Origin of the sequence: Aliidiomarina taiwanensis, from assembly GCF_003987015.1 — a bacterium.
In the GTDB taxonomy this organism is placed as follows: domain Bacteria; phylum Pseudomonadota; class Gammaproteobacteria; order Enterobacterales; family Alteromonadaceae; genus Aliidiomarina; species Aliidiomarina taiwanensis.
In genome coordinates this window covers 854,317-877,638 of sequence record NZ_PIPQ01000001.1, presented here as the reverse complement: position 1 = coordinate 877,638, position 23,322 = coordinate 854,317, and the positions used below count along the sequence as shown (strand labels likewise).

Annotated in this window: 24 protein-coding genes; 17 read left to right on the top strand and 7 right to left on the bottom strand. The window is 47.7% G+C overall.

Translation table 11 applies throughout. From position 1 onward, the window contains the following. Nucleotides 1-16: 16 nt before the first annotated feature. Nucleotides 17-1,558, bottom strand: a complete 1,542-nt coding sequence (locus CWE15_RS04110; protein ID WP_126756773.1) for a GGDEF domain-containing protein — start codon at nt 1,556-1,558, stop codon at nt 17-19. Between the two features lie 66 nt (nt 1,559-1,624). After that, a complete protein-coding gene (queF, locus tag CWE15_RS04105) occupies nt 1,625-2,458 on the bottom strand; it encodes an NADPH-dependent 7-cyano-7-deazaguanine reductase QueF (RefSeq protein ID WP_126756772.1) in 834 nt (277 codons plus the stop codon). A 57-nt stretch (nt 2,459-2,515) separates the two neighbouring features. On the opposite strand from queF, the gene syd reads away from it, so the two are divergent. After that, on the top strand, nt 2,516-3,055 hold the full coding sequence (syd, locus tag CWE15_RS04100; RefSeq protein WP_126756771.1) for a SecY-interacting protein: 540 nt from the start codon (nt 2,516-2,518) through the stop codon (nt 3,053-3,055). A 34-nt stretch (nt 3,056-3,089) separates the two neighbouring features. Further along, nucleotides 3,090-3,428, top strand: coding sequence for an Mpo1-like protein (locus CWE15_RS04095; RefSeq protein WP_126756770.1), 339 nt, complete (start codon nt 3,090-3,092; stop codon nt 3,426-3,428). Here the strand turns inward: CWE15_RS04095 and CWE15_RS04090 are convergent. Together CWE15_RS04090 and CWE15_RS04085 are read right to left on the bottom strand one after the other, a co-directional pair. Beyond that, a complete protein-coding gene (locus CWE15_RS04090) occupies nt 3,425-3,802 on the bottom strand; it encodes a DUF3301 domain-containing protein (RefSeq protein WP_126756769.1) in 378 nt (125 codons plus the stop codon). The two genes, CWE15_RS04095 and CWE15_RS04090, sit on opposite strands and share 4 nt — an antisense overlap. Then, entirely contained in the window at nt 3,795-4,835 is a 1,041-nt protein-coding gene (locus CWE15_RS04085; RefSeq protein WP_126756768.1) for a DUF3549 family protein, read from the bottom strand. The genes CWE15_RS04090 and CWE15_RS04085 overlap by 8 nt, the downstream gene beginning before the upstream one ends. A 104-nt stretch (nt 4,836-4,939) precedes the next feature. On the opposite strand from CWE15_RS04085, the gene CWE15_RS04080 reads away from it, so the two are divergent. Both CWE15_RS04080 and truC read left to right on the top strand, forming a co-directional pair. Beyond that, the gene (locus CWE15_RS04080) at nt 4,940-5,254 is read left to right on the top strand and encodes a YqcC family protein (RefSeq protein WP_126756767.1); all 315 of its coding nucleotides are present in this window, start codon (nt 4,940-4,942) and stop codon (nt 5,252-5,254) included. Beyond that, the gene (truC, locus tag CWE15_RS04075; protein ID WP_126756766.1) at nt 5,238-5,999 is read left to right on the top strand and encodes a tRNA pseudouridine(65) synthase TruC; all 762 of its coding nucleotides are present in this window, start codon (nt 5,238-5,240) and stop codon (nt 5,997-5,999) included. The genes CWE15_RS04080 and truC overlap by 17 nt, the downstream gene beginning before the upstream one ends. 2 nt (nt 6,000-6,001) lie before the next feature. Here truC and dapD read toward each other — a convergent pair whose 3' ends face one another. Genes dapD through map form a run of 3 tightly spaced genes read right to left on the bottom strand, consistent with a single transcriptional unit; the run spans nt 6,002 to nt 10,277 of the window. Continuing rightward, on the bottom strand, nt 6,002-6,826 hold the full coding sequence (gene dapD / locus CWE15_RS04070) for a 2,3,4,5-tetrahydropyridine-2,6-dicarboxylate N-succinyltransferase (RefSeq protein ID WP_126756765.1): 825 nt from the start codon (nt 6,824-6,826) through the stop codon (nt 6,002-6,004). 42 nt (nt 6,827-6,868) lie between these two features. After that, nucleotides 6,869-9,487, bottom strand: coding sequence for a [protein-PII] uridylyltransferase (gene glnD, locus CWE15_RS04065; protein ID WP_126756764.1), 2,619 nt, complete (start codon nt 9,485-9,487; stop codon nt 6,869-6,871). A gap of 4 nt (nt 9,488-9,491) precedes the next feature. After that, a complete protein-coding gene (map, locus tag CWE15_RS04060) occupies nt 9,492-10,277 on the bottom strand; it encodes a type I methionyl aminopeptidase (RefSeq protein ID WP_126756763.1) in 786 nt (261 codons plus the stop codon). 262 nt (nt 10,278-10,539) lie between these two features. Between map and rpsB the strand changes: the two genes are divergently transcribed. From rpsB to lpxA, 13 genes are all read left to right on the top strand, one after another. After that, nucleotides 10,540-11,295 carry a 30S ribosomal protein S2 gene (gene rpsB / locus CWE15_RS04055; RefSeq protein WP_126756762.1) on the top strand — a complete coding sequence of 252 codons (756 nt, stop codon included), beginning with the start codon at nt 10,540-10,542 and terminating at the stop codon, nt 11,293-11,295. A gap of 89 nt (nt 11,296-11,384) precedes the next feature. Continuing rightward, nucleotides 11,385-12,260: a translation elongation factor Ts gene (gene tsf, locus CWE15_RS04050; protein WP_126756761.1), complete on the top strand. Its 876-nt coding sequence runs from the start codon at nt 11,385-11,387 to the stop codon at nt 12,258-12,260. 96 nt (nt 12,261-12,356) lie between these two features. Then, nucleotides 12,357-13,097, top strand: a complete 741-nt coding sequence (pyrH, locus tag CWE15_RS04045) for a UMP kinase (protein ID WP_126756760.1) — start codon at nt 12,357-12,359, stop codon at nt 13,095-13,097. 21 nt (nt 13,098-13,118) lie between these two features. Further along, nucleotides 13,119-13,676: a ribosome recycling factor gene (gene frr, locus CWE15_RS04040; RefSeq protein ID WP_126756759.1), complete on the top strand. Its 558-nt coding sequence runs from the start codon at nt 13,119-13,121 to the stop codon at nt 13,674-13,676. Nucleotides 13,677-13,756: 80 nt separating this feature from the next. Continuing rightward, nucleotides 13,757-14,518 carry a polyprenyl diphosphate synthase gene (gene uppS, locus CWE15_RS04035; RefSeq protein WP_126756758.1) on the top strand — a complete coding sequence of 254 codons (762 nt, stop codon included), beginning with the start codon at nt 13,757-13,759 and terminating at the stop codon, nt 14,516-14,518. A 15-nt stretch (nt 14,519-14,533) separates the two neighbouring features. Continuing rightward, nucleotides 14,534-15,406: a phosphatidate cytidylyltransferase gene (locus CWE15_RS04030; protein WP_126756757.1), complete on the top strand. Its 873-nt coding sequence runs from the start codon at nt 14,534-14,536 to the stop codon at nt 15,404-15,406. A gap of 33 nt (nt 15,407-15,439) precedes the next feature. Then, a complete protein-coding gene (gene ispC, locus CWE15_RS04025) occupies nt 15,440-16,648 on the top strand; it encodes a 1-deoxy-D-xylulose-5-phosphate reductoisomerase (RefSeq protein ID WP_126756756.1) in 1,209 nt (402 codons plus the stop codon). A 1-nt stretch (nt 16,649) separates the two neighbouring features. Then, nucleotides 16,650-17,993, top strand: a complete 1,344-nt coding sequence (gene rseP / locus CWE15_RS04020) for a sigma E protease regulator RseP (protein ID WP_126756755.1) — start codon at nt 16,650-16,652, stop codon at nt 17,991-17,993. A gap of 27 nt (nt 17,994-18,020) precedes the next feature. Continuing rightward, nucleotides 18,021-20,498 (top strand): outer membrane protein assembly factor BamA, encoded by a 2,478-nt coding sequence (gene bamA / locus CWE15_RS04015; protein WP_126756754.1) that lies wholly within the window; start codon nt 18,021-18,023, stop codon nt 20,496-20,498. A 32-nt stretch (nt 20,499-20,530) separates the two neighbouring features. Beyond that, entirely contained in the window at nt 20,531-21,049 is a 519-nt protein-coding gene (locus tag CWE15_RS04010; protein ID WP_126756753.1) for an OmpH/Skp family outer membrane protein, read from the top strand. 1 nt (nt 21,050) lies between these two features. Then, nucleotides 21,051-22,079 carry a UDP-3-O-(3-hydroxymyristoyl)glucosamine N-acyltransferase gene (gene lpxD / locus CWE15_RS04005; RefSeq protein WP_126756752.1) on the top strand — a complete coding sequence of 343 codons (1,029 nt, stop codon included), beginning with the start codon at nt 21,051-21,053 and terminating at the stop codon, nt 22,077-22,079. 19 nt (nt 22,080-22,098) lie between these two features. After that, nucleotides 22,099-22,554, top strand: a complete 456-nt coding sequence (gene fabZ, locus CWE15_RS04000) for a 3-hydroxyacyl-ACP dehydratase FabZ (protein WP_126756751.1) — start codon at nt 22,099-22,101, stop codon at nt 22,552-22,554. Between the two features lies 1 nt (nt 22,555). Continuing rightward, nucleotides 22,556-23,320 (top strand): acyl-ACP--UDP-N-acetylglucosamine O-acyltransferase, encoded by a 765-nt coding sequence (gene lpxA / locus CWE15_RS03995; protein WP_126756750.1) that lies wholly within the window; start codon nt 22,556-22,558, stop codon nt 23,318-23,320. Nucleotides 23,321-23,322 lie beyond the last annotated feature (2 nt).

Genomic DNA, 23,322 nt, shown 5'->3' with positions numbered 1-23,322 from the left:
AAATCCGTTTGTTCTCCTATCTCTTGTCAATGACAACTTTATTTCGCCCATCTTTCTTCGCTGCGTACAGAGCCTTGTCGGCTCTTTCAAATGCGCTGTTTATGGCGTCGTTACTGGAAAATACAGCTGCGCCAATAGAAATGGTGATGCGGATGTCATTGTCTTTAAATTTAAAAGGTATTGCTTGAATTTTATTTTTTGTCTTTTGCAGTGGCTCGGCAAGGTCAGCCGCCTCGGTTTGCGGTAACAATATCACAAACTCTTCACCACCATACCGAGCTACAAAATCTGTCGCACGCAATGACTTCTTGAGCATGCTGGAAATAACTTGCAGTGTTTTGTCTCCAGCAATATGACCGTAGGTGTCGTTAATGTCTTTAAAATTATCAATGTCGGCAATAGCAATGGCCAATGGCGTACCATACCGTTGCCAGCGGTTAAATTCTAACTTTAGCCGTTCATCGAATGCTGCTCGGTTTGGTAAGCGAGTTAAGGGGTCTTGCAAACTTTTAGAGCGCTGTTGGTTCAACTTGTCTTTATAAGCTTCGGCGGCACTTTCTAACTCGGCAATTCGCGCTTGGGCTTTTGCTAAGTCGGTCGTCAGCTTCCGATTATTTTCTTCAATTAAACTTTTCTTTTCGTTTAGCATACTCACCAAAAGCACCATGTGGGAGCTTACTTGGCTTTTTAATTCGGCTAAGCTGCTTGCAGCGCGGGTTGACTGCGCAAGGGCGGTCAGCTCTTTGTCTAATTTGTTGTCAATGAACTGGTGTTGCTTTTGGGCGTCTTTGCTGTCGTTTAATGCAAAACTAACACAACTTGAAACAGTGTTCAGTACCTCGTCGAGGCTCAGCAAAAAGGCTTGGGCCGACCGGCGCTCTTCATTCATGCTTTGCACTATAATACGAATGATTTGTACGCAAAGAAGAGAAAGCTGCTCGGACGAAACTTGGCCCATAAGCTGCTGCTGGATGCTTTTTAGTTTTAACTCGGAATTTCCGGATAACTCTAAAAAAGAAAGTAAATTGATCAACTCTTCTTTTATGGTTGCGTTACTAGCTTGGTCGTCGGCCTTTGGAGGTAACTTCAAGCTTTGTTGGTATAAAGCCAAGAGCTTATTTAAACATGGGAGATAATGCTGAATAGAGTAAGCGGGCTCTTCAATCTCACAGAGCAAGTCGCGTACCTGTAGGCGTACGCTTTGCGGTAACCCCTGTGTTTGCTGTAACTGTTTGGCAGCGCTTAAGGCAGTTTGGTGCGATTCCTGTAAGTCACGTTGCAGTTGCGCGCCTTCCTTACGTAGCAGCATGTCAACGTGTTCCATGACAGGCATAATGTCGTCTAAGCGTGTTGTAGACTGCAATGTGCTTTGTATTTTGCTTAAGTGCTGGTCAATATCACCACTGACGCCACGTAGTGCATGACTTAACTGCCCAACAAACTTTGTGATTGTGCTTATATTCTTTTTATAGGTCGTTTCAATCTGAGCTTTTATTTTATTGCTTTCCGCAAGCTGCGTTTTTAATGCATGAGTATCTGATGGTGTCGGCTTTGTCACTGCTTTGCACTCTTCCAATGTCGTATAATGTTCTCGAGACCTAACTGCATAACTATAAGCTAACAGCTATTGACGAACGGTACGAGATAAAGTGTTACTTTTTTTAAAATTTGTTCGTAACGGGTTGATATCAAGCCCTCCACGCCGTGTATAACGAGCTTGCACTGTTAACAAAAGCGGATGTAAATGAGTCATCATATCCATATATATGCGCTCAACGCATTGCTCGTGAAATTCGTTATGATTTCGAAAACCCACAATATAGCGTAATAAACTCTCTCGGTTTATTTGTGGGCCTGAGTACTCGATATGAAGAGTGCCCCAGTCGGGCTGTTCGGTAATTAAACAATTCGACTTCAATAAGTCACTATAAAGACTTTCCGTGACGACTTGTTGCGACTCGATTGCTAATACAGTGGGGTTGTAATGAAAATGCTCTATTTGAATGTCCTGCTGATCAATACAATGCCCTTGCGGCGTATGCACGCCTTTTGCTGCATACTCTGCCAGAGCATACAGCCGCACCTGCACGGGTTCGCCGGCACAGTGGCTTAAATCTTTCTCAAGCAGGGTCTGCAGCATATTTTTGTCAGCGATTGCATGCTGATTTAAGCTATTTAAATATAACTTAAACGACTTCGATTCTATTAAGTATGGGCTGTCTGCTGGTACTTCAACTTCTGCTATGGCTACTTGGGGTAACCCTTTGGTGTTTAACCAAGATACTTCATAGGCCGTCCATATATCGACGCCTTGAAAAGGTAAGGCTTGGTTTGTTAACCCAAGCTGCTCGCGATTCAAGCTTCGTGGTACAGCTTGCAATAGCTGAGGGTTGTAGTGCTGGGGATACTCAGTTGCTTTGCCAAGAGACAGTTGGTCCATAGGCTTATTGGTTGGCATTCGGTTGTCCTACATCTAGAATGAGACTATAGAAGCGCATAATAACAAGGATTGGCTATGAATGAAGTAAAAGCTGCATTAACGCAGGCACACCGTGCCTATGCAGGGTATTATAAAAGCATGGGGCAGCAACCGACGACCGAATATGTGGACGGATGGCAGGCGCCTTGTTATGTGGGCGCACCAGTGGAAGGTTTTATTGCCTGGCACGCCGTGGAACAAGTTCCGGCAACAGACTTTAGTCATGTTGAACAGGCGCTACAGGTGCCGCTGCATGGAAGTGTAAAGGCGTTTTTTAGCTGTTACTGGGCGGGCGACCTCGATGTTGTGTTTCAAGGGCACACCTTTACGTTATTGCAAGTGCAATTGCCAGAGGACGCCGAACGGTTACAGCAAAATTTAATTGGCCATGTCATGATGAAGCAAAGGTTAAAGCAGCCAATAACTTTGTTTATTGGGGTGGGTACAGAAGAAGACCTGATTTTAACCGTGAACAACGAAACGGGCAGTGTCGGCTTGGAGTATGTTGGCAAAGAGCCGCATGAGCTACTTGCCAGTGACTTAGCTTCTTTTTTAGAGCGAGTTGAGCCTGCTTAGAGTGGAATTAAAAACACCAACTGAAGGAGTGGTTATGGACTTCCAAAGCTTTCGGGAGTTTTACCCTTACTATTTGAAAGAGCACTCCAATAAAACGTGCCGAATGTTGCACTATATTGGCAGCAGTTTGATTTTATGTGTGGTCGCGTACGTCGTACTTGGTGGTAGCGCATGGTGGTTATTAAGCATGCCCGTCATTGGCTATGGCTTTGCTTGGGCGGGGCACTTTTTATTTGAGCGAAATAAGCCTGCAACCTTCAAGTACCCCTTGTATAGCCTTATGGGTGATTGGGTGATGTTTAAAGACGCACTCGTATACGCTGTAACAGGCAAACGTAGTGACGCAGCTAAGCAGGCGTGGACAAGTCATTAGCCCTTCTTTGAAGGGCCATAACTCATGCTGGAATAAGTTTCAGTAGCGCTCGCTTGCGGGGCAGGCTCGTTAGGGGTCCGGTGCGGGGGAATATGGTGCTCTTGCAACCGAAGATTAAAAAGAGTCAAGCTGGCTTCGTAGCGCTTTTCCCGGTCGCTGGAAAAGCCAAATTCATACCGAGCGAGCCAGCCTAATCCATTTTGCCAGCTAGGCCGGCCAGACTTCCTAGCAATGTCGAGCAATTGCAACTCATGCTTTTTACATAGGTGCTGGGCATAGGTTCGGGCGGTTTCGTCTTGCTGACGCCATTGCCAGAAAGCTGCGCAAATACCTATAAAAACAAACAGGACAAGCACGTCATATAAGTTAAACATGTTTGTTCCTTGCTACCGACTGTTTAAGGGCTGTAAAGGCTTCTTGAAGAACGGGTTGTACGTCTGCTTGATAAAGTAAACCTAAGCAAAATGGGCGCAGCTCTGCAATAGCAACGAGCTCGCGGTAAAGCTGAATAAATAGCTCAGTACTTAACGTGGCAACCTGCGTAAAATAAAGGGTTAACAGCTCGACGTCGTTAAAAGCAGCCCAGCAGCGTGCAGCCATTATAAGATAGAGTTCTTGCTGTTCAGCCTGGCTCCCTTGTGGTTCTTGCAATAACTGGCGAATCCATTGGCGGGTCGAGGGTTCATTGGCACGGGCAGAAACACACCGTAACAGCTTTTGTTGTTGGCTGACCGTTGAAAGCTTGGTTCGCAGCGTTAACAGATTGCTTTGCAGCGAAGAGGGTAGGGCAACCTGTTCAAGTGCTAGGCATAAGGCTTCTTGTAATGGCTCTGGGAAGTCGAGAAAGCCTTGGTAAATAAATTGCTGTACAGCCGGTGCTGTAAGGCTGCGTTGGGCCATGTCGTGAATGCCTTGCACGCCAAGTAATTGCCAGTCTATGTCGCTTTTACCGGAGAAAAAGGCCTCTGCATGTTCAAAGTGAATAGAAGGTGGCTGCTCGAGTTGTATTGAAATAGCCGCGTGAAAGGCAGCCCGGCGGGCTTCGTCGGGTTGGAATATATATGGGTTTTGCTTCAGTAACTCTTCTTGCGACTCCGTAACGTCGGCTGTAGGCGTTTCGCCAAGTGCCTCCACAATAATACTCATAAAGTGTTGCATTGCCGCGTGTTGAAACGCACCGCGCTCGTCTAAAGGCAGAGCAACAAACCAGATATAAGGCGTGGTCTGCCAAAAGGTAATAGCAAGCCAAGCTTTTTGCTGACGGGGCGTAGGGAAAGGGCGCTGACCTAATTCCACAGCACGTAACAACTCTGGAGAAAGCGCAGTCACTCTTCGCGACAAGTCGTGCACACGCCATTCTACACCACTTGCTTCTAAAAATTCCGTGAGGGTTGCTATGCTGGTCATGGGGCTCTTACTCTCTTCTTTAGTGGTCTTGGGAATCGTTCATACCCAAGCGCATGGTTTTTGCTTACAATAGGGAACATTTAGAAACACGATAGGAGTCCGTGGTGGCGGTAAAAGAAACAATGCAGCTGCTGACACAGTTGCGTGAACAGCTTCAAGCACTTGACCTATGGGAAGGAACCCCTCCCTCACCTGAATTATTAAAAAGCACGGAGCCCTTTGCGGTAGATACCCTTGAATTTCATCAATGGTTACAGTTTATCATGATCCCAGAGTTTGAGCACCGCATTCACAACAACATCGCCTTACCAAAAGGCTTTGCGGTTAGCCCGATGGCAGAAGAAAGCTGGCGGGGGAAATGGGGTGAGCGTCGGGCGCTTATTTTAACACTACGAGCACTCGATGAACTGCACAAATAAGCAAACACATGAAGCGCCAGAGCAAGTAGAAAACCCCTTTGGCCCTTTAGACATAGTGTACGCAGATGCCGACCTGGTGGTGATAGAAAAACCAGCAGGGTTGCTGGTTCACAGGTCTTATTTAGCGCGGCGAGAGCGCTGGTTTGCCATGCAAATGTTGCGCGATCAGCTTGGCCAGCATGTGTTTCCTGTGCACCGGCTGGACAGGCCTACGTCGGGCCTGCTGCTGTTTGCATTGTCGGCTGAAGTGGCTGCTGCCATTCAAAACCAGTTCCAAGCGGGTCAGATTCGCCGTAGCTACCATGCGGTGGTGCGTGGTTATGCGCCTGAGCAAGGGCGTATTGATTACCCGCTAAAAGAAGAACTCGACAAAATAGCCGACAAGCAAGCCAACCAAGAAAAGCCTGCCCAAACGGCCATTACGAACTTTGAACGTTTAGCTTGTGTGGAACTGCCTTTTCAAGTGAGCAAGAAATATCCCACAACGCGTTACTCCTTACTTAAGCTTCAGCCAGAAACAGGCAGAAAGCATCAGTTACGGCGTCATTTAGCACACTTGCGGCATCCCATTGTTGGCGACACCCGCCATGGAGACGGCCGTCACAACGTCTTTTTTCGTGAACACTTTCAATGCCATCGGCTATTACTCGCAGCAACAGAGCTTCGCTTTATTCACCCGGTAACAAAAAAGCCCGTTCACTTGGAACGGGCGATACCAGAAAGCTTTACACGGGTGTTTGATTAAGCTTATTCGACGTTGCGAAGCAGCTCGTTGACACCCACTTTAGCGCGGGTTTGGGCGTCTACTTTCTTGACAATAATAGCAGCATACAAAGAGTGGCTGCCGTCTTTTGCCGGAATAGCGCCTGGTACTACAACAGAGCCTGCCGGTACGCGGCCATAGTGTATTTCGCCTGTTTCACGGTCGTAAATACGGGTGCTTTGGCTAATGTACACGCCCATCGAAATAACCGCGCCTTCTTCTACAATCACGCCTTCAACAATTTCAGAGCGCGCTCCAATAAAGCAGTTGTCTTCAATAATCGTTGGGTTGGCTTGCAGTGGCTCTAATACACCGCCAATACCGACACCACCGGACAAGTGTACGTTCTTTCCAATTTGAGCACAGGAGCCCACAGTGGCCCAGGTGTCCACCATGCTGCCTTCGTCTACGTATGCACCTAGGTTTATGTAACTGGGCATAACCACAACGTTGGGGCCTACGTAACTGCCTTGGCGCACCATGGCCGGGGGCACGATGCGCACGCCATCCTGCTGGAAGTCTTCCGTGGTGTAATGCGCATACTTGCTGGGCACTTTGTCGTAAAAGTTCGTTTCTGCGCCTGGCATTAATTCGTTGTCGTTTAAACGGAACGAAAGCAACACGGCCTTTTTCACCCATTGGTGAACTACCCATTCACCGTTTTGCTTTTCGGCCACACGTAAGGCGCCGCTGTCGAGTTGCTTAAGCACTTGCTGCACAGCGTCACGAACGTCAACGGGGGCAGACTGGGGAGAGAATTCAAGGCGTTGCTCAAACGCAGCCTCAATGGTTTGCTGTAAAGAGCTCATGTAACAGGGTCCTTTTTAGTTCTTTAACTTATGGTTCTTGGGTTAATGGTCTAGTTCTTTCACGATGGCGTCACGGAGCGCTTCCCGCTCTGTTTCGGTTAATGCTTTTTGCTGGGCATTACAGACTATAAATAAGTCTTCTGCTTGTTCGCCCACCGTGGTTATTTTAGCGGCCATCAAGTTTAACTGTTGCTGGATAAACACGCGAGTGACCCGCGCTATTAAGCCGGGCCTATCGAGGGTAACCAGTTCAAAAGTGGTTTTTCGTTCATTTTTTTGCGGTAAAAAGGTCAGTTGCGTGGTGACCTGGAAGTTTTTCATGCGGCGCGACAGGCCCCGCTGCTGTCGTGGCGGTGAGCGGCGCTTGCGCAGTACATCATGTAAGTGCTGACGAACTTCTTCAATGCGGTGCTGATCGTACAGGGGAGAACTGTCTCGCTCAAGTACAATGAAGGTGTCCATGACATAGCCGTCCCGCGTGTTCAGTATTTTTGCGTCGTGAATACTTAAATGCTGAGCGTCGAGTACGGCGGCTACATTTGCAAACAAATGATTCTCTTCCAGGTGATAAATAAATATTTCTGTGGTGCCTTGGTTGTTCTCATCGCCAATTAATATTAAAGGCAGTTGGCGTTCTTTGACATGAATTAAATGCTGGCTATGCCAAGAAATTTGTTCCGGCGTATGGCGTGAAAAATAGTCAGCAGTAAACCGAGCCCACAACTGCTGCACTTCGATGGCGTCGAAGCCAGCGCTCAACAATAAAGCCAGCGCGACTTGCTTATTTTCTTGTATACGCTGGCGTAGCGTTAGAGTGCTTTCACCGTCGTTCTGTAATGTGTCTTCTGTCGCTCGGTACAGTTCTTCCAGTAAGCTGGCTTTCCAGTTATTCCACAAGTTACTGTTAGTAGCACGAATGTCGGCCACGGTAAGGCAATATAGAAGTTGCAAGCGCTGCTTTGTTTTCACCTCACGGGCAAAAGCTTGAATAACCTCTGGGTCGTAAATATCCCGCTTTTGTGCGGTTAACGACATCAGTAAATGCTGTTTTACCAGCCAAGCCACTAACTCAGCGTCCACTTCACTGTAGTCGTGTTGAATACAAAAGTGATAGGCGTCGACGGCGCCTAACTCGGAGTGATCACCACCACGCCCTTTAGCAATATCGTGAAAAATGCCCGCTAAAAATAACAGCTCTGGGCGTTCAAGTTGCTGCACAATGTCACTGGCTAAAGGAAACTCGTCCGTGTGCGCTGGCAGGGTGAAACGATATAAATTACGAATTAAACGGTAGGTATGCTCGTCGACCGTGTAGGCGTGAAACAAATCAAATTGCATTTGCCCTACAATGTTGGCCCAAGCCTTTAAATAACAGGCCATAATGCCGTGTCTGTGCATCAAGGCAAAGGCACGGCCAAATCCGGTCGGGTGTGCCAGTAGCTTACGAAATAAAGTACGGCATTCTGCATTTTCAGATAATGGCGCAGTGAGATTAGCCCGAGCATTTCGAAGTAAACGAATACTATGGGAATGAATGCCCTTAATGCGTTTGTCTTTGGCGATAAAAACAAAAAAGCGCATCAGTTGCTCTGGCTTAGCAAAGGCATGGTCATTGCGAACCATAATAAGGTGCTGGTTCAAAGCAAAGTCGTCACTGAGTGGCTCTGGTTCATGAATGTCGACAGGTCCCAAAATGGCTTGCTCAAAAAACTGCAGCAACATTTGGTTGAGCTCGCCTACTTTCAGCACCACTTGGAAGTAGCTTTTCATCATACGCTCTACGGCCCGCTTATCGGTTCCGCCAAAGCCAAGGCGCTGCGCTATTTCCGGCTGGTAGTCGAATAACAAACGGTTTTCGTTTTTGCCTGCAACTTCATGCAAAGCGTACCGAATGCGCCAGAGAAAACTCTGGTACTCACGTAGCTCCACAAACTCTTCAGCGGTTATATAGTTATATTCCACTAAGCTTTCGTCGCGCCTGGTTTTAAAGTGTTGCTTGGCTATCCAGTGGATGGTTTGAATGTCGCGTAAACCACCCGGTGAAAGCTTAATGTTTGGCTCTAAGTTGTACGAACTGCTGTGGTACTTTTGATGTCGTTGACGCTGCTCTTCACATTTGGCTTGATAAAAGTCACGACTTTGCCATGGAAATTCTGTGGTTAAAGCGAGGTTCAGCGCTTTCGTTAATGTGGCTTCGCCCGTAATATGCCGGTTCTCAATTAAACTGGTGGCAATGGTAATGTCTGCGGCGGCCTGTAACATGCAGTCGGCAACGCTACGAACAGAGTGACCTAGGTCAATGCGTAAGTCCCATAAAAAGGTAATAAACGCACTGACGCTGTGCTCTTGTTCTGTATTAAGCGGGGTGTGAAACAACAGCAACAAGTCAATGTCGGAGGCTGGGTGCACTATGCCACGGCCGTATCCGCCAATCGCAACGAGCGCAAGGTCTGTTTGGTCTAAACCAAAGGCCTGCCATAGTTGAGTCAGTAACTGGTCAAAAAAATGCGAACGGCTGCTAAGCAGAGCGTCTATTTCGGCCGTTGCAAAGAGTTCGTTAGCCCACTGATTGTATGCGTTTAGCTGAGCGCGCCAGGGCCCAGATGAGTGAACCTGGGCTGGCCAGTCTGGTTGGAAGCTGGGAAGCGCGCTTGCAGCCATGGGGTTAAGCGTGCTCTATAATGCGAGGTAAGTCTTCGTCGCTACGCAAGGTTAATACCTCAACACCGTTTTCTGTGACAAGCAGTGTGTGTTCCCACTGGGCGCTTAAGCTGCGGTCTTTGGTTAGAACCGTCCAGTTGTCGCGGAGTAACTTGGTATGCGGCTTACCGGCGTTAATCATAGGCTCAATGGTAAAGCACATGCCTGCTTGCAGTTCAACACCTGTGCCGGGCGTGCCATAGTGCAGCACCTGCGGCTCTTCGTGGAACTCAGCACCAATACCATGGCCACAGTACTCGCGCACAATGGAGTAGCCAAAGCTTTCACCATACTTTTGAATGTCGGCACCGATGTCGCCTAAGCGCACACCTGGCTTCACCATTTTTATTGCGCGGTATAGGGCTTCTTGCGTTACTTTAACCAAGCGGTTGGCTAGAATAGACCCTTCGCCCACAATGAACATTTTACTGGTGTCGCCGTGGTAGCCGTCTTTTAATACGGTCACGTCGATATTAATAATGTCGCCGTCTTTTAGCTTTTTGTTGTCGGGTATACCGTGACACACACAGTGGTTGACCGAGGTGCAAATAGACTTTGGAAACCCATGATAGTTTAAGGGAGCAGGGTAGGCGTCATGGGCAACAATATAGTCGTGACAAATGGTGTTTAATTCGTCGGTGGTGACCCCAGCTTTAACATAGGGGGTTATCATGTCTAATACGTCTGCGGCGAGTTGGCCTGCAATGCGCATTTTTTCAATTTCTTCGGCGGTTTTAATAATGGCTGCCATGTACTACCTTTCTTTATAAACAGAGGGGAATAATGAATGCAGGGCAGTTTAGCAGATTCACTTCTATTACGCATCCTGCTTGTTTTTACCCGTCATTCATGGTATAAATCGCGCCGCTTGTTTTAGGTTCTTGGTCTCGTACTAGAACCCGCAAGTACATTAACTTAAATTAACACACATATACCGACACATTCTGCGGGGTGCTCTTTAATGAGTCGCGGCATGGGGTATATGGAGGCCTAACCCCTAAAAGGAAACTATTATGGCAAACGTGTCTATGCGTGACATGCTCAAAGCTGGTGTTCACTTCGGTCACCAAACTCGCTTCTGGAACCCAAAAATGAAGCCGTTCATTTTTGGCGCACGAAACAAGATTCATATCATCAACCTTGAAACCACAGTGCCAATGATGAACAAGGCATTGGACTTCTTAGGTCACATTGGTTCAAACAACGGTAAAGTACTTTTTGTTGGTACTAAGCGTGCTGCTTCTGAACAAGTACAAACTGCTGCGAAAGCATGTGGTCAGTTCTACGTTCAACACCGTTGGTTAGGTGGTATGTTAACGAACTGGAAAACAGTTCGTCAGTCGATCAAGCGTTTAAAAGACTTAGAAACGCAAAGCCAAGACGGTACTTTTGAAAAGCTAACCAAGAAAGAAGCGTTAACGTTAACGCGTGAAATGGAAAAGCTAGAAAAAAGCCTTGGTGGTATTAAAGACATGGGTGGTTTGCCAGACGCTCTGTTCGTTATCGATGCTGATCACGAACACATTGCGATTAAAGAAGCAAACAACCTAGGTATTCCTGTTATTGCTGTTGTTGATACGAACTCAAACCCAGATGGCGTAGACTACGTAATCCCAGGGAATGACGACGCTATCCGCGCTGTTCAGCTGTACTTGAATGCTGCCGCTTCTGCTATTTCAGCGGGTCGCCAAAAAGGTGGTGCTGAAGTAAGTGAAGCAGACGACTTCGTAGAAGCGCCTGCAGAAGACGCAGAGCCAAGCGCTGAATAAAAACCGCTTGGTTTTATAGCGAGTTCGTGGCCCAGTGTGAAAGCACGCTGGGCTTGTTTCAAGAATTCTGACGTATTGAGGACTGGATCATGGCAATTACCGCTGCAATGGTAAAAGAACTGCGCGAGCGTACTGGCGCAGGCATGATGGATTGTAAAAAAGCGCTTCAAGAAGCTAATGGCGACATGGAATTAGCAATTGAAAACATGCGTAAGAGTGGTCAAGCACAAGCAGCTAAAAAAGCTGGTCGTATTGCCGCTGAAGGTGTTGTTTTAACAAAAGCTGAAGGAAACGTAGGTACTTTAGTTGAGTTAAACTGTGAAACTGACTTCGTTGCACGTGACGAAAGCTTCCTAGCGTTCGGTGAAAAAGTAGTTGCTGCTGCTTTTGCTAACCGTGAAAACAATGTTGAAGCGCTTAATGCTACCAATATTGGCGAAGGCACAGTTGAAGAAACGCGTGCTAACCTAGTGAGCAAAATCGGTGAAAACATGAACGTTCGCCGTGTAACGACAATTGAAGCTGGCGACCTGGTTGCAACCTATGTTCACGGTAACCGTATTGGTGTAGCTGTTGCTATCACAGGTGGTACTGAAGAACTAGCTCGTGACATCGCAATGCACGTTGCGGCAAGCGCGCCACAGTTCGTGAAGCCGGAAGACGTAGATGCTGAGGTGATTGAAAAAGAGCGTGCTATTCAAGTAGACATCGCTGTTCAGTCTGGTAAGCCACAAGAAATTGCTGAAAAAATGGTTGTTGGCCGTATGAAGAAATTCACCGGTGAAATCAGCCTAACAGGTCAGCCATTTGTGAAAGACCCAAGCAAAACAGTTGGTGAGTTGCTGAAAGAAGCAGGCGCTGACGTGGTTACCTTTGCTCGCTTTGAAGTAGGTGAAGGTATTGAGCGTAAAGAAGAAGACTTTGCTGCAGAAGTGCAAGCACAGGTAGCTGCTGTTAAGGGCTAATCTTCGTGGTTATACACGCTATACCATTATGAATAACACCGCGCCTGACATTTTGTCGGCGCGGTTTTTTTTGACTGAAAATAGGGAATCCAACACATGAGTACGAATCCGAACCCGACCTACCGACGTATTTTATTAAAGCTAAGTGGTGAAGCCCTGATGGGGGACGAGCCCTTTGGAATTGATGCCCGCGTGTTGGACAGAATGGCGCAAGAAATTAAAGAAATTCTTGAGCTAGGGGTACAAGTAGGCGTTGTGATTGGCGGTGGCAATTTATTCCGTGGGGAAGGGTTAGCAAAAGCTGGTATGAACCGTGTGGTAGGTGACCATATGGGAATGCTGGCAACGGTTATGAATGGCTTAGCCATGCGTGACTCGCTGCACCGTGCTTACGTAAACGCACGCCTAATGTCGGCCATTGACTTAGCGGGTGTGTGTGACCGTTACAGCTGGGCTGAAGCAATTAGCTTGCTTAAATCGGGCCGGGTCGTTATCTTCTCTGCGGGTACAGGTAACCCGTTCTTCACGACAGACTCAGCAGCGTGCTTACGCGGCATTGAAATTGAAGCGGACGTTGTGATTAAAGCAACCAAAGTGGATGGGGTGTTTAGTGCTGATCCTGTGACAAACCCTGACGCGACCCTCTATAATAAGCTCGACTACAGTGAAGTACTGAGTAAAGAGCTAAAAGTAATGGACTTAGCTGCCTTTACGTTGGCGCGTGACCACAATATGCCACTCCGAATTTTTAATATGAACAAACCAGGCGCATTGAAATCCGTGATTATGGGCGAGGATGAAGGTACACTTATTACTCGTCTGGAAAACAACGATTAAGACGCCTTAAGAGGAACAAACGTGATTAATGAAATTCTGGCAGATGCCAAAGAACGAATGAATAAGAGCGTTGAGTCGCTAGAAGGCCAATTAGCCAAAGTGCGCACAGGCCGTGCTCACCCAAGCCTACTCGACTCAATTATGGTGCCTTACTATGGAACCCCAACGCCATTAAAGCAGTTGGCGAATATTACGGTTCAAGACTCGCGTACCTTAGCACTTACAGTATTCGACAAAAGCTCTACGGGCGCTGTTGAAAAAGCCATTATGGGCTCAGACTTAGGCTTAAACCCAGTAGCGGCAGGGACAAGTATTTTGGTTCCTTTGCCAATGCTAACGGAAGAGCGTCGTAAAGACCTTATTCGTGTGGTGCGTAACGAAGCTGAAGGTGGCCGTGTCGCTGTTCGAAACGTACGCCGCGACGCGAATAACGACTTAAAAGAGCTTTTGAAAGAAAAAGAAATTACCGAAGATGAAGAACGTCGTGCACAAGACGCAATACAAAAGCTAACGGACGAAGCGGTTCAGAAAATAGACTCTGTTCTGGCAAATAAAGAAACGGAACTGATGGAAGTTTAACCGCTTGCCTGTTGGTTCGTTGGAGACTGACGCCGTGTGGGGTATACTTGCACGGCGTTTATTTTTGAAGACGAAATGTTATGACCCCTAAGCAAGGAACACAGCCTCTTGAAGGCCTGCCACGGCATGTTGCTATTATTATGGATGGCAATGGGCGCTGGGCAAAACAGCGCGGGAAAGGGCGTACCTTTGGCCATAAGCAGGGTGCTGAGTCAGTACGACAAGCCGTGGCCTTTGCGCGTCGAAATGGCATAGAAGCCTTAACTTTATTCGCCTTCAGTAGTGAAAACTGGGGCCGGCCAAGCACAGAAGTAAGCGTGCTGATGGAGTTATTTGTTAACGTGCTGAAACGAGAAGTGCCTTCATTGAACAAGAATGGCATTCAGCTTCGAGTTGTTGGCGACACCTCTCGTTTCAGTCGGCGTTTACAAGCGCACATAGCAAAAGCAGAAGCAGACACAGCGCATAACACAGCCATGGTGTTGAATGTGGCGGCAAATTATGGAGGCCGCTGGGACATAACACAAGCATGCAAACAACTTGCAAAAAAAGTGCAGGCAGGTGAAATTAACCCAGAAGATATAACGGAGGAGTCTTTAGGGCGTGCAGTTTGCATGTCTGATCTTGCTCCGATAGATTTACTCATTCGCACCGGTGGTGATATGCGGGTAAGTAACTTTCTACTTTGGCAAATTGCCTATACAGAATTTTATTTCGCTAACACCCTGTGGCCTGACTTCGACGACCACGCCTTTGCTGAAGCGATAGACAGCTTCTTAAGAAGAGAACGGCGGTTTGGCTTGACCAGCGAACAACGACAAAACATGCTGGCAGATGATTAAGATGAGGATTCATTCTTGTTAAAAACACGTCTTGCAACTGCATCGGTTCTTATACCGTTAGCATTAGGCGCAATATTTTTGCTGCCACTCAATTGGTTTGCCTGGGTGACTCTCATCGTGCTCACAATGGCTGCATGGGAATGGTCACCTATCATGGGCTTTCACAAAACGTCTGGCCGGCTTTTATATTGCGCAGTCGTGGCTGGACTTATAGGCCTTATTTTATACCTGACTCCGGTTGAACAGATATGGCAAGGGGGGCGTCTTGCGGCTGCTTACTTGTACCCTGTAATGGCCGCGGGCGTTTGGTGGGCCATTTCTTTGGTCCTGGTGTCGAACTACCCACGGAGCCACTGTGTTTGGATAAAAAGCCGGGGCTATGTTGCGCTTATCGGGATTTTAATGCTGGTACCCGCGTGGGCGGCTTTAATGAGCTTGCGGGCTATCGCGTTTGAGCTTAATACATACTACGGCTCCTGGATGGTGCTCTTTATTTTTGCGTTAGTATGGGCGGCCGACGTAGGCGCTTATTTCAGCGGCAAGCGCTTTGGTAAGCGTAAGCTGATGCCTGAAGTGAGCCCGAACAAAACTAAAGAAGGTTTTTTGGGCGGTATGCTATTGGCCTTTCTAGTGATGTTAGGTGTTGCCTTTTATGTGGATATACCGACGCACAATATGAGCGCCTTCTTTATTGTGAGTTTATTGACTGTGGTGTTCTCAGCCGTTGGCGACTTAAATGAAAGCATGTTTAAACGCTGCGCAGGCGTAAAAGACAGCGGTTCACTGTTACCTGGCCATGGTGGTTTACTTGACCGCATAGACAGCCTGACTTCGGCACTGCCGGTTTTTTTACTGGGTTACTTGTGGCTTTTACACACCCCCGTATGACGTTAAATTTATGATGTACAGAGTTGGAACCCTATGAGTCACCCGCAACGTATAACTATTCTAGGTGCGACAGGCTCCATTGGATTGAGTACCTTAGACGTGGTTGCACGTCATCCAGAGCGCTTTCATGTGCATGCGCTAACAGCCCATACGGACGTGCAAGGCATGCTCGCCTTAGCTGAAAAGCACACTCCTGAGTTGATTGTTATGTCGGACAGTGCTGCAGCCGCAGCACTGCGGCAGGCTTTAGCCAACGCTCAGCTGACTGTGACCGTAGATGAAGGGCCTCAAGCCCTTGCAGATGTCGCAGCAGCGACAGAAACCGATGTGGTTATGGCTGCTATCGTTGGGGCCGCAGGTTTATTGCCAACGCTAGCGGCTGTGCAAGCCGGTAAGCGTGTGCTGTTAGCCAATAAGGAAGCGCTCGTAATGAGCGGGCAATTGTTTATGGACGCTGCCCAAGCGTCTGGTGCTCAGGTGTTGCCCGTAGACAGCGAACACAATGCGATTTTTCAAGCGCTTCCTGAAGCGGTACAACAGGCTTCTGGCCAAGCCGCACTTGAGCAGTACGGTATTCATAAAATACTCCTGACAGGTTCGGGTGGCCCTTTTTTGCATATGCCTGTGGCCGATCTTGCCAAACAAACACCTGATTCTGCCTGTGCCCACCCTAACTGGTCTATGGGACGCAAAATTTCGGTAGACTCGGCCACCATGCTTAATAAAGGCTTAGAATATATTGAGGCGCGCTGGCTTTTTAATTGTCGGCCTGAGCAAATCGATGTGGTTTTACACCCGCAAAGTGTCATCCACTCGATGGTGCAATACCTCGATGGTTCGGTGATAGCTCAACTGGGAGCGCCGGATATGCGCACGCCGATTGCCCACGTATTAAGTTATCCAGAGCGCATTGAGAGTGGGGTAGCTCCACTCGACTTTATGGCACTAACGGAGCTTACTTTTGCTGCTCCGGAGGCTGACCGTTACCCTTGTTTGCAATTGGCTATGGATGCTTGCTGGCAAGGACAAGCGGCAACCACTTGCTTAAACGCTGCTAACGAAGTGGCCGTGGCCGCCTTTTTGCAAGAGCGCATACCCTTTACAGGCATCGCTCAGGTCTGCCAAGAAGTGCTGACACAACAAACAGCGACTCACAACTTAGTGGATAGCCTAGAGGCTGTTCTGCACTGCGACCAAGAAGCCCGTCGTGCAGCAACCACTGTTATTCAGCAAAGGTGGTAAGGTGGAAAGTTTTATTTGGTCGGTTGGCGCTTTTATTGTAGCCCTTGGTTTGGTGGTTACCTTCCATGAGTTTGGACACTTTTGGGTTGCCAGGCGGTGTGGTGTAAAAGTGCTTACTTTTTCTATTGGTTTTGGTAAACCTCTGTTTAAGTGGCATGGTAAAGACGGCACTCAGTATCAAGTAGCCACTATTCCGCTGGGCGGCTATGTGCGCATGCTCGACCACGAAGTTGACCCCACCGACGACAGCACCATCCATCAAAGCTTTCGGGCTAAGCCTGTTTGGCAGCGTATTGCTGTGGTGGCTGCCGGCCCCATCGCAAACTTTATCTTCTCCATTTTCGCACTTATGTTGATGCTTATGATTGGCATGCCTTCGGTACGTCCCGTGATAGGGGCTATTGACGCCAACAGCTTAGCGGCCGAAGCGGGCTTGAAAGCAGGTAGCGAAGTGGTAGCCCTTGACGGCCGTCAGGTGCAAGACTGGCAAGACGTGAACTTAAAACTGGTGGCACGCATTGGTGACGCCTCAACCCTGATGCGAGTGCGTACCGAGCAAGGCATTGAAACCGAGCATGTGATTGACCTAACAGAGTGGAACTTTGACCCTGACACAGACAGCACTTTGGCCAGTTTAGGTATTCAAGTATACCAACCAGAAGTGCTCACCACGGTTGCTTGGGTTGCTGAAAATTCACCCGCCGAGGCAGCCCAGCTGCAAGTAAACGACAAAATAATTGGTTTTAATGGAACTCACACGCAAGATTGGGAACAAATAAGAAGCTTTATCGCAGAACACCCGAATGAAAACATGCGATTAATGGTCGAGCGGGATAGCCAAGTTATAACGTTACCCGTTATTATAGGTGAGTTAAATAACCAAGGGTATTTAGGTGTTGCACCGCATATTGCTCCTTATCCTGAGGAATATAGGTTTCACTTGCAGTATGGACCTGTCGGGGCATTGATTGGCGGTGTTGAGCGCACGTGGGAGTTAATGGGGCTGAGCCTCTCGATGGTAAAGAAACTTATTGTCGGCGACGTGGCAGTGAAAAACCTAAGTGGGCCTATTGGCATTGCGCAAGGTGCGGGCACCCATGCAAGCTATGGTCTGGTCTATTTTCTCAGCTTTATGGCGCTCATTAGTGTGAGCCTAGGGGTGTTGAATTTATTGCCAATTCCCATGCTCGATGGCGGCCACTTATTATTTTATATAGTGGAATGGGTACGGGGTAAGCCCGTACCAGAACGAATACAAGAGATTGGTTTTAGAATTGGCCTGATGCTCTTACTTTTGCTGATGATAGTCGCAGTGTTTAATGATATTAATCGACTATTACCTTAAATTTTCTGACAATAAGACGTATTTTTCATGACTTTGAGAACGTTGGTAGTAGGCGCTGTTTTATTCGGTGCAAGTAGCACAATAGCAGCGGCAGATACATTTGTAGTAGACGATATTCGTGTTCGTGGATTACAGCGTGTAGCGCTTGGCGCAGCCCTGACATACATACCCGTTCGTGCCGGAGACGAAGTAGACTCCAGCCGAATTGCTGATGTGATTCGCGAGCTTTATTCCTCTAGCCACTTTGATGACATTCGAGTGGAGCGAGAAGGCAACTCATTGATTGTGGTGGTGCGAGAGCGGCCTACCATTAGTGCCATCGAACTGGAAGGGAACAAAGACTTAAAAGACGACCAGCTTCTAGATAGCTTGCAAAGTAGTGGTATTGCGGAAGGTGAGTCACTCGATAGAACGGTTACGACGGGCTTGGCCAAAAGCATTGAAGAGTTTTACCACAGCGTGGGTAAATATAATGCCAAAGTCGATGTGCGCATTATTGATTTACCGCGAAACCGTGTAGAGCTGCGCTTTGACTTTGAAGAAGGTGATGCAGCGGAAATAGCGCAAATCAACGTCATTGGTAACACGGTGTTTAGTCGTGAAGACATTCTGCAAGAAATGGAACTAAAAGACAGTGTTCCTTGGTGGGGTGTGTTCACTAAACGCAACTACCAGCAGCAACAGTTGGTAGGAGACCTAGAAAAAGTTGAGTCTTTATACTTAAACAACGGTTATTTACGTTTTGCCATGGACTCGGTGCAGGTTGCTATTACTCCAGAGCTTGAGCGTATTTACGTAACCTTAAACGTCACTGAAGGGGCTCAGTACGACGTAAGCGAAGCCACGATTGTGGGTGACTTACAGCAGCATCGCGGTTGGTTAGAAAGCTTTGCCAAAATGATCGAGGGCAAGCGTTATAACCAGGCAGATGTCACCGCGTTGGAAGAAGCTATTAAGCGCTACTTTGGACGTATGGGCTATGCGCACACAGAAGTGCGCAGCGTGCCGGACATTAACGATGAAGACAAAACCGTCAACCTGTCGATTGTTGTGGACCCTGGTCAGCGCGTTTATGTTCGCCGTATTCAATTTCAAGGTAATGATGCTACGAAAGACGAAGTGCTACGCCGCGAAATGCGGCAAATTGAAGGCGCATGGCTTTCAGACCAATTAGTGGAAAACGGCAAAGTGCGTTTAGAGCGCTTAGGGTACTTTGAGAATGTGGACGTAGAAACGATTCCTGTACCTGGCGAAGACGATCAGGTTGATATTATTTATAACGTGAAAGAGCAACCCTCCGGGACCATCAGTGCCGGTGTCGGTTATGGTGACTTTGCTGGCTTAAGCGTGAACGCAGCGGTGAGTCAAGAGAACTTTTTGGGTACAGGGAACCGTGTGAGCTTCACAATTGACACTAACCGGTACGCGAAAAACTTACAACTAGGATACCGTGACAACTACTTTACCGATGACGGTGTCAGCCTTGGCGGAAACTTAACCGTCAGCGAGTTTGACGCAGGCCGAGCTAACCTTCAGCAGTATAACCAAAAGTCGTGGGGGCTAGGTTTAGACTTAGGTTTCCCTGTGAATGAGTTTAACCGTCTGAACTTTGGTGTTGGCTTTTCGAGCACAGGTATTACCCAGCTAGACCCGTTTGATCAAATAATTAGTTTCTATGAGCGGTACACAGATCAAAGCTCGTCGGATGAAGCTCTTAATTTTAAAGCTTTCTATGCAACAGCTGCGTGGACACGTATTACCTTAAACCGCGGTGTATATCCAACAGCTGGGACTGAGAACCAATTTAGCTTTAAAGTAACTGCGCCCGAAAGTGACTTACAATACTTTCGAGCTGAGTATCGTTTCCGCTACTACCAGCCTCTTGATAAAGACCATAATTTTGTTGGATTATTCCGTTTCCGCGCCGGTTACGGGAATGGCTATGGTAAAGACGGAGACTTTGAGTACACCCTGCCTTTCTGGGAGAACTTCTATGGTGGTGGTGCAGACACACTACGTGGCTTCGAGCCTAACCGCACAGGTCCACGCGGTTTAGTACGCCGGGCTAGCTTTATTGAGGGGCCGCCAGATGCCAATGGTAATCCAACTCAAATTGCATTAGGCCCAGAGTTTGACACGCTAGAAGTGGCACGTCGCAGTACGTTAGGTGGGAATGCCATGGCAAATGCCAGTGTTGAGTTTATTTTCCCAACGCCTTTTGCTAAAGAAGAAACTCGTAACACCATACGGACCAGTGCCTTTATTGATGTTAGTAGTGTCTGGGACACGGAATTTGATTACGATAAATATAAAAACCTGAACCTTGTAGGTGACGTACCTTTCTGGGATTACAGTGACCCGAAAAACTTCCAAGCTTCTTATGGTTTGAGTTTACAATGGCTGTCGCCCATGGGAGCATTAACGTTCAGTTTGGGCTTCCCAATAAAATCGCTGGATCCAGAGTTAGAAGACTCATTTACATTTAATATCGGAACAACGTTCTAAACTTATAATTAACCGAAAAAGAGGAAGACGCTTTGAAATCACTATTAATATCTCTCGCCCTTGCGATGACAGTTGCTATGGCAACGGTACCAGCAGCACACGCTCAATCTGCGGGTGTTAAAATTGCCGTGGTCGACGTACGCGCTGTATTTGAACAGTTGCCGCAGTCACGCGAAATTGCTGAAACCATTGAGATGGAATTTAAAGAGCGCGCTGAGCGTTTACGTGAAATGGAAACATCGATGACTGAGCAGCAAGAACGCTTGCAACGCGATGAAGCCATTATGAGCGAAGAAGAAATCCAGCAAGCTGCCTTGCAATTGCAGCAGCAATTCCAAGAGTACCAAGAGCGCCGCGAAGCACTTTCAGAGCAGTTGAACCGTCGCCGTAACGAAGAGCGAAACCGTGTGCTGGGTCAAATACAGCAAGTGGTGAATGATATTGCTGACAGTGAAGACTTTGACCTCGTCATTGAAGCTGGCAACGTAGCCTTTGCTAAAAGCAGCTTGAACATTACAAACCGTGTAATTGAGCGGATGACGCGTGACTAATATGACTGGATACACACTTGCTGAGCTTGCCCAAAAAATTGGGGCAGAGGTTCAAGGAGACGCTTCTTTTCGTGTGACAGGCCTTGCCACACTTGAGAAAGCAAGAAGCGAACAGGTGGCTTTTTTAGCGAACCCTAAGTACGCTTCTCAGCTCGAAACAACAGCAGCGGGTGCCGTCATTGTGCACCCGGACGTTGCTGCTAAAAGTGGCTCGAAGGCGCACTTTTTGGTCAGTTCGAACCCTTATTTAAGCTATGCAAAAACTGCTCAAGCCTTTGACAACGCTCCTGGGCAAGCAGTTGGTGTTCACCCTTCAGCGGTGGTAGACCCAACAGCAGAGCTTGGCGAGAATGTGTCCGTAGGTCCTCAAGCAGTGGTCAGTGCAGGCGCTAAAATTGGCGCCAATAGCATTATTGGCGCACAATGCTTTATAGGCGAGGGAGCCTGTATTGGCGAACACACACGGCTGTGGGCACAAGTCACTGTGTATTACGGTGTTGAAATTGGTGCGAACTGTTTAATTCACAGTGGCACTGTTATTGGCAGTGACGGCTTTGGTTGGGCCAGTGAAAACGGAAAATGGGTTAAGATCCCCCAACTTGGGAGTGTGCGCGTAGGTGACCGTGTGGAAATTGGTGCAAACACAACCATTGATAGGGGTGCCCTAGACGACACAGTAATCGAGTCGGGCTGTATTATCGATAACCTTTGCATGATCGCCCATAATGTTCATGTGGGTGAAAACACTGCGCTAGCAGGTCAAGTAGGTATTGCTGGCAGCACGACCATTGGCAAGAACTGTATGGTGGGCGGCCAAACCGGTTTTGCAGGTCACATCACAGTGTGCGATGGAGCTCAGTTCCATGGTATGAGTATGGTGACCAAAAGCATTACCGAGCCTGGCTTATATGCCTCTGGCTTGCCTGCTATGGACCAGTCTACATGGGCAAAAGCAGGGGTGCGTTATCGACAATTGCCGACGTTGTTTAACCGTGTTCGGGCACTAGAAAAGAAAGTGCTGCCTGAATAGGCTTTAATTGGAGAAGATTGTGACTGATTCCGTACAACCTGGTTTTGATATAAATGAAATCCAGCATATTCTGCCTCACCGCTACCCGTTTGCGTTAGTGGACCGAGTTATTTCTTATGTACCAGGAAAGTCGTTACACGCTATTAAAAATGTAACCATGAATGAGCCTGTATTTACAGGGCATTTTCCGGGCAACCCTATTTTTCCAGGGGTGTTAATTCTTGAAGCTATGGCCCAAGCAACGGGGCTACTCGGCTTTAAAATGTCCGAGCGTCGAGACGAAGACGAAATATTCTTATTTGCCGGTATCGACAAGGCACGTTTTAAGCGTCAAGTCATACCGGGCGATCAAATCCACTTTCACGTTGAGTTTTTAAAAGAACGCCGTGATATTTGGAAATTTTCAGGACGCGCTGAAGTAGACGGTGAACTCGCTGCTTCAGCCGAACTTATGTGCGCGAGAAGGGGCGTTTAACTTGATTCACGAAACAGCGATTATTGATGAAACTGCTCGCATTGGTAAAAACGTTTCTATCGGTCCTTGGACTTGGGTTGGCCCACATGTCGAAATTGGTGACGACTGTGTCATAGGTTCACACGTGGTTATTCAAGGGCCAACGCGTATAGGAAAAGGAAACCGCATTTTTCAATTTGCTTCCATTGGCGAAGAATGCCAAGACAAGAAGTATGCGGGTGAACCAACCGAGTTAGTGATTGGTGATCGCAACGTGTTTCGTGAGTGTTGCACAGTGCACCGGGGTACTGTGCAAGACAACAGCCTAACGCAAATAGGCAGCGACAACTTATTTATGGCCTATGTGCATGTAGCCCACGACTGCATGATAGGAAACCACAATATTATGGCCAATGCAGTGACTTTGGCTGGCCATGTGCATGTGGGTGATCATGTCATATTGGGCGGTTTCACGGGTGTTCATCAGTTTTGTAAAATTGGCTCCCACGCCTTTACAGCTGTGAGCTCGGTGGTGGTGCAAGATGTACCACCATATATTATGGCCCAAGGCCATAATGCGGTACCCCGTACCATTAATAGCGAAGGCCTAAAGCGTCGTGGATTTAGTGCTGAGCAAATTAAGAATATTAAGCGTGCTTTCAAAACGATGTATCGTAGCGGGCTCACTCTCAACGAAGCAGTGGAAAAGCTAACGGCGATGAATTCATCCGATGTACAGTTGCTTGTTGACTTCATTGCGGTGTCGAACCGCGGCATTATTCGTTAATC